Source organism: Vibrio sp. Vb1574, assembly GCF_033338675.1.
In genome coordinates this window covers 1-6,716 of record NZ_JAWOTC010000074.1, presented here as the reverse complement: position 1 = coordinate 6,716, position 6,716 = coordinate 1, and the positions used below count along the sequence as shown (strand labels likewise).

Genomic DNA, 6,716 nt, shown 5'->3' with positions numbered 1-6,716 from the left:
TGTTGGTGGCTTGCTTTCCAGAAGTAACCGATGCTAGCAGAGAATTCTTTAGTGATATCGTAACCGGTTGCGTCGCGAGTGCTAAGAACAGTTAAGATTACGTGTGGTAATGACATGTCTTCAATCCAAATGGTCAATAAACTTGTAAACAAGCTACTTATACTTTCAGCTGCGCTCTTACTGGCACTTGAGTTTTTTAATGTATAAGTAGCACCAACAATGTTGGTCCTGTCACCTTAAAGCCGTTTATCACCTAGAGAGATGGGGAGTCCCATCAAGGCTGGAGCAGGTATGATTGGATTTATGAGCTCTCAGCAGGCAAGTAGTATATAAATAATAAGCATGAAGTGGAATAGTAGGACAAAATTACCCTAAAAAACTAACATAATAATCAATAGTGTTAGCTTGTGGTTTTTTATTCTTTTATTTTGGTATTTTTTGGGTCTATAGTGGTATATTTAACTGCCTTTGTTTTGGTGCGATTATCCTGTGATAAAAAAAAGCTGAGCATTTGCCCAGCTTTTTATTAAAAATGAAACGATTAGCCTGTGTTGCGCATACCAGCAGCAATACCAGCAATCGTCACCATCAACGCTTCTTCCAAGTTTGCAGAAGCTTCTTCGGTTTGACGCGTGCGGTATAGTAGCTCTGCCTGTAGCATATTCAATGGCTCAACGTAGATATTGCGTAAGCGAATCGACTCGAGTCCCCAAGGGTCATGCTGCATCAAGTTTTCATTGTTCTCTACATTCAGTACCGCTTTGATGTCTTCTTGAAGCTGAGCACGAAGTTTTTCACCGAGTGGACGGAGCGACTCATCCACCAATCGCTCATCGTAGTAGCGAGAGATATCAATATTACACTTCGAGTACACCATTTCCAGCATGCCGAGACGAGTTGAGAAAAATGGCCATTCGCGGCACATCTCTTCGAGCAATGCTTGGTGGCCTTTATCGATCGAGTATTGAATCGCTTCACCTGCGCCTAGCCATGCAGGAAGTACCAAACGGTTTTGACTCCATGAGAAGATCCACGGGATTGCACGTAAGCTTTCTACTCCGCCCTTAGGGTTGCGTTTTGCAGGACGAGAACCAAGTGGCAACTTGCCGAGTTCGAGTTCTGGTGTTGCTTGGCGGAAGTAAGGCACGAAATCTGGCTCGCCACGAACCACATTTCGGTAAGACTCACAGCTTACTTCTGATAGCACTTCCATCAAGTCGCGCCATTCTTGTTTTGGCTCCGGTGGCGGTAACAAGTTGGCTTCCAGAATCGCACTTGCATATAGGTTAAAGCTGTTTACTGCGACATCTGGGAGTCCCAGTTTAAAGCGGATCATTTCGCCTTGCTCTGTTACACGTAAACCGCCTTTCAAGCTTTTTGGTGGTTGCGACAAAAGCGCAGCATGCGCAGGTGCGCCACCGCGACCGACTGTGCCCCCACGACCATGGAATAGAGTTAGCTCAACGCCTTCTTCTTCAGCCACTTTAACTAACGATTCCATCGCATGATACTGAGCCCAACCAGCAGACATAACACCTGCATCTTTCGCTGAGTCAGAGTAACCAATCATGACCATCTGGTGGTTTTGTATAAAACCACGGTAAAGGTCAATCCCCATAAGCTGCTTGATGACCGATTCTGCGTTGTTCAAATCGTCTAGCGTTTCGAACAGAGGACACACATCCATGCGGTAAGGGCAACCTGCTTCTTGTAGCAGTAGATGAACGGCTAGTACATCAGAAGCGGTACGTGCCATTGAAATAACGTAAGCGCCAAACGCTTCACGCGGTTGTGCTGCAACAATCTTACAGGTATCCAAAACCTCTTTGACGGGTTCAGACGGTTCCCAATCACGAGGGAGAAGCGGACGTTTAGATGCCAGCTCGTTAGTTAGAAAAGCAATCTTATCTTGCTCACTCCATTGTTCGTAATCACCAATACCTAAGTAGCGAGTTAGTTCAGACAAGACGTCTGAGTGACGCGTGCTCTCTTGGCGGATATCAAGACGTACAAGATGGATACCAAATGCTTTTACGCGGCGTAGTGTATCCAGTAGTGAGCCGTTGGCTATTACACCCATGCCACATTCGTTTAGTGACTGGTAGCAGGCATACAGCGGTTCCCAAAGTTGCTCGACTTTTTGCAGTGGGGCTTTAACGGCCAGTTTTTGACCGTGGATCTTAGCATCGAGAATATCTTTGGTTTCATTGAGCAGAGTGCGTAATTGCTTCAGGATCGCACGGTATGGTTCGTGCTGATCTTCGCCAGCAAGTTCACGGACTTGATCGTTTGAAACTGTCATAGACAGCTCGCTGATCAACTCGTTGATGTCATTGAGATAAAGATCGGCGGCTTTCCAACGAGACAATAGTAAGACTTCACGCGTAACGTTGTGAGTAACAAACGGGTTACCGTCACGGTCACCGCCCATCCAAGAGGAGAAGTGCACTGGGCGAGCATCAATGGGTAAACCTTCTCCAAGGTAAGATTTTAGACGGTCATTCATCTCACGTAGGAAGTCCGGTACTGCTTCCCATAGAGAGTTTTCAACGACCGCAAAGCCCCACTTTGCTTCATCCAACGGAGTAGGGCGTTGTTGTCGAATCACGTCTGAATGCCAGCCTTGGGCAATAAGTTGCTCTAGGCGGCGTTCGGTCTTTCTGCGCTCTTTAGATGAAAGATCGCTTAGCTCCAACTTTGATAAGCACTCGTTTATCTTGACCAGTTTGTTGATCATCGTACGGCGCGTAATTTCTGTTGGGTGAGCCGTCAATACCAATTCAATATTTAGATCACGAACCGCTTGGGCAGTGTCCAGTTTGCTCACATCGTTTTGTACCAGTTTAGAAAACAGCGAGTTAATCGCGTCTGGTTCACAAATGTGCTCTTCACAATGGCGTGAAATCGTGTGGTATTGCTCAGCGATATTGGTGAGGTTTAGAAATTGGTTAAACGCGCGAGTAACGGGCGTTAGCTGCTCATCAGGTAGATGTTTGATTTCTTCGATCAAGCTGTCCCTGTCTGCTTGATTCCCTGCTTGAGCTGATTTGGATAATTTACGAATGGTTTCCACTTTCTCGAAGATTTCTTCGCCATGGGCATCGCGAATGGTGTTACCCAATAAGTGGCCTAACATGCGCACATTACTTTTGAGTGCGGCGTATTTCTCGTTCATTGTCGTCCTGCCTCGTAAAAAAACTACATCCATTGTCCTTGTTAAGACTCCAATCTAGCGAAAAGCACCAGTTATAGTCAAATAAAGCAGACTAAGTTTGCAATTATTCCGCTGTCTCCTGATTTAGAGCAAATTTACGGCAGCCATAGAGTAATAAGTGAAAATTAATTACAAAATAACAAGTTAAATAAGTGTTAAGGCTAACGCTAAATTGTGAAGATAAAAAGATGCAGCTCAATCGAGCTGCACAGACTTTCGAGCTTAAACGCGTATTAACAGCAGTACTTGACCATCGCCTTTGAAAGCACATCAATTGTGGGGTCGATAAAGTCGAAGGATAGAAACTCATCCGGTTGATGGGCTTGGTCGATTGACCCAGGGCCGAGCACCAAGGTTGGACACAACTGCTGTAGAAATGGTGCTTCAGTACAGTAGTTCACGGTTTCTGAACTAGTTTGGCAAATCTCTTCAACACCACCAATAAATGGGTGGTCATGTTGGCATTCGTAACCCGGAATAGGCTCATGCAATGGAATAATCTCCAGTCTCCCTGGCCATTTCGCTTCGACTTCTTTTAATGCTCCGCGCAACATGTTCTCTAAACCATCAAGGCTAATGCCAGGAAGAGGACGCACGTCGTAATGCAGCTCACAGCAACCACAAATACGGTTAGCGCTGTCACCACCGTGAATGTGTCCAAGGTTTAGGGTAGGGCTTGGAATGGCAAAACCCGGATGGTGATATTCTTTAATCAATTTGTCACGCAGTTGCATCATGGCGAACATGACTTCATGCATGATCTCAATAGCGTTAACGCCAAGCGCTGGGTCCGATGAATGACCGGACTTGCCTGTTACGCGAATGGCATTTGCCACATGCCCTTTATGACCTCGAATTGGCACAAGGCTGGTGGGTTCACCAATGATGCAGTAATCCGGCTTAAATGGGGCGTTTGCTGTGAAATGTCGCGCGCCCAACATGGTGGTCTCTTCGTCACAAGTGGCTAATACGTAAAGTGGTTTGCTCTGCTTGCTCCAATCGACTTTCTTCACTGCTTCATAAATAAAGGCGAAAAAGCCTTTCATGTCTGCTGTGCCTAAACCGTAGAAGCGGTTGTCTTTTTCCGTCAGTTTATGCGGATCAAAATTCCATCGCCCTTGATCGAATGGCACGGTATCGCTATGGCCAGCAAGTAAAAGGCCACCTTCACCCTCACCCATACGTGCGATCATATTGTGCTTGCCTGGCTCGACTTCGATCACTTCAACGCTAAAACCCAGATCTTTAAACCAAGATGCGAGTTTTTCGATGACTTTTGCATTGCCCTGATCCCAGCTCGGATCCGTGGAGCTGATAGAAGAGGTGCTGATGAGTCCTTCATAGACCTCTAGAAAAGTTGGTAATTGCATGGATTCTTCAAATCTCCTGTTGACAGACAGACCACAAAAATGTAAAACACATATTAAATCATATTTAATGAATAAAAAATCAAAATAAAGCAAAAATTAAATATGAATAGTCATTTGAGCCTTTAAGTATATGGATGTTACACAATGCTAAAAACCACGATTATTGGAGCCAGCGGTTATACCGGCGCAGAGTTAGCGTTAATGGTTAATAAACACCCACAACTCACGCTATCAGGTTTATACGTTTCCGCCAACAGTGTTGATGCGGGAAAGAGCATCGCGCAGCTGCACGGTAAGCTAGCGGGCATCATTGATATGCCAGTTTTACCACTAACGGATCCACTGCAAATCGCTCAAGAATCGGACGTGGTGTTTTTGGCAACGGCTCACGAAGTCAGCCATGATTTAGCCCCAACTTTCTTGGAGGCAGGCTGTCAGGTATTCGATTTATCGGGTGCATTCCGTGTGAAAAGTGAAGGCTTTTACGACACTTTTTATGGCTTCGAACATCAACATAACAACTGGCTAGATAAAGCAGCATACGGCTTAGCAGAGTGGAACCAAGAATCAATAAAAACCACTCCTTTGATTGCAGTAGCAGGTTGCTACCCAACCGCTTCACAGCTTGCAATCAAACCTTTATTAGAACATGCGTTGCTCGATACCAACCAATGGCCAGTGATCAACGCAACCAGTGGTGTATCAGGTGCAGGGCGTAAAGCCTCCATGGTTAACAGCTTCTGTGAAGTGAGCTTGCAACCTTATGGTGTATTTAACCATCGTCACCAGCCAGAGATTGCTCAGCACTTGGGTTGCGATGTGATTTTTACTCCGCACCTCGGCAACTTTAAACGCGGCATTCTTGCCACTATCACCATGAAGCTTGCGCAAGGTGTGACAGAAGCACAAGTGGCACAGGCGTTTGAACAAGCTTATCAAGGCAAGCCTGCGGTGCGTCTTAAAGGCGACGGTATTCCACGTATTCAGGATGTCGAAAATACCCCTTTCTGTGATATCGGCTGGAAGGTACAAGGCGAACACATCATTGTGATTTCAGCTATCGACAACCTACTTAAAGGTGCATCGAGTCAAGCGATGCAATGTCTCAATATTCATTACGGTTACCCAGAACTGACAGCGTTGCTGTAGTCGTTGAAAGAGGGAAATGCGATGACGCAAACCAATCAAGCTCCTTTAGTCATTAAGCTAGGTGGTGCAGCTCTATCATGCACTCAAACCTTAAGCCAACTTTTTGGTGCCATTGCGGCTTACCAAAAATCGGCACAGCGACAAATCGCCATCGTTCATGGCGGTGGCTACCTAGTTGATGAGTTGATGGCAAAGCTTCAGCTTGAAACCGTTAAGAAAAACGGTTTACGCGTAACGCCTTACGATCAAATTCCTGTGATTGCAGGCGCGCTTGCAGGCACTGCGAATAAGTTACTTCAAGGTCAAGCGATTGCGGACGGTCTTAACGCTGTGGGCCTTAGCCTTGCGGATGGTGGTTTGTGTCTTGTTGAAGAACTTGACCCAGAACTCGGCGCGGTAGGCAAAGCATCACCGGGTGACTCAGCCCTATTACAAGCGGTGCTAAACACAGGTGCACTGCCGATCATCAGTTCAATTGGTTTAACCAAAGATGGCCAGATGATGAATGTGAATGCTGATCAAGCAGCAGTCGCGGTTGCGGGCGCATTAGATGCGGAGTTAGTCCTGTTATCAGACGTGAGTGGTGTACTAGATGGAAAAGGCCATTTGATCAAAACCCTGTCAGAGCAGCAAGCTAACTCGTTGATCGATGGACATGTGATCACCGATGGCATGATCGTCAAAGTTAAAGCCGCTTTGGAGGCCGCCAATGATCTTGGCCGTCCAATTGAAGTCGCGACCTGGCGTTACCCAGAAAAATTAGCACAGTTATTCGCTGGTGAAAGTATTGGTACTCAATTCTTGCCTCAATAAGCATCAGCAAAAGAATTCAATATTAGGAAGTCGTAGTTGGCACTGACCGCCGAGCGCAGCGCCAGTTAAGTTTGGAGAAAAAACATGAGCAAAGTGAACGTAAATAAAGTGGTAGTCGCATACTCAGGCGGTCTAGATACTTCAGTAATTATCCCGTGGCTAAAAGAGAA

At 46.0% G+C, this 6,716-nt stretch carries 6 protein-coding genes; 3 read left to right on the top strand and 3 right to left on the bottom strand.

Going from position 1 to position 6,716, the window contains the following annotated elements; genetic code table 11:
• The 3 genes from R7O12_RS23355 to argE form a co-directional block, all read right to left on the bottom strand.
• On the bottom strand, positions 1–161 hold a 161-nt coding region (locus R7O12_RS23355; RefSeq protein WP_318125203.1), incomplete at its 3' end, for a PadR family transcriptional regulator.
• Positions 162–541: 380 nt separating this feature from the next.
• Positions 542–3,175 carry a phosphoenolpyruvate carboxylase gene (gene ppc / locus R7O12_RS23350; protein ID WP_005381336.1) on the bottom strand — a complete coding sequence of 878 codons (2,634 nt, stop codon included), beginning with the start codon at positions 3,173–3,175 and terminating at the stop codon, positions 542–544.
• Between the two features lie 272 nt (positions 3,176–3,447).
• The gene (gene argE / locus R7O12_RS23345) at positions 3,448–4,584 is read right to left on the bottom strand and encodes an acetylornithine deacetylase (RefSeq protein ID WP_005381335.1); all 1,137 of its coding nucleotides are present in this window, start codon (positions 4,582–4,584) and stop codon (positions 3,448–3,450) included.
• A gap of 144 nt (positions 4,585–4,728) precedes the next feature.
• On the opposite strand from argE, the gene argC reads away from it, so the two are divergent.
• The 3 genes from argC to R7O12_RS27315 all read left to right on the top strand — a co-directional run.
• Complete coding sequence (argC, locus tag R7O12_RS23340; protein ID WP_005382790.1) at positions 4,729–5,733, top strand: N-acetyl-gamma-glutamyl-phosphate reductase; 1,005 nt, start codon at positions 4,729–4,731, stop codon at positions 5,731–5,733.
• Between the two features lie 21 nt (positions 5,734–5,754).
• Positions 5,755–6,546, top strand: a complete 792-nt coding sequence (gene argB, locus R7O12_RS23335) for an acetylglutamate kinase (protein ID WP_005381333.1) — start codon at positions 5,755–5,757, stop codon at positions 6,544–6,546.
• An 84-nt stretch (positions 6,547–6,630) separates the two neighbouring features.
• On the top strand, positions 6,631–6,716 hold an 86-nt coding region (locus tag R7O12_RS27315; RefSeq protein ID WP_411913088.1), incomplete at its 3' end, for an argininosuccinate synthase domain-containing protein.

Coding starts and splice junctions, on each gene's coding strand:
- ppc (WP_005381336.1), bottom strand. CDS start 3,175: ATGAACGAGAAATACGCCGCACTCAAAAGTAATGTGCGCATGTTAGGC.
- argE (WP_005381335.1), bottom strand. CDS start 4,584: ATGCAATTACCAACTTTTCTAGAGGTCTATGAAGGACTCATCAGCACC.
- argC (WP_005382790.1), top strand. CDS start 4,729: ATGCTAAAAACCACGATTATTGGAGCCAGCGGTTATACCGGCGCAGAG.
- argB (WP_005381333.1), top strand. CDS start 5,755: ATGACGCAAACCAATCAAGCTCCTTTAGTCATTAAGCTAGGTGGTGCA.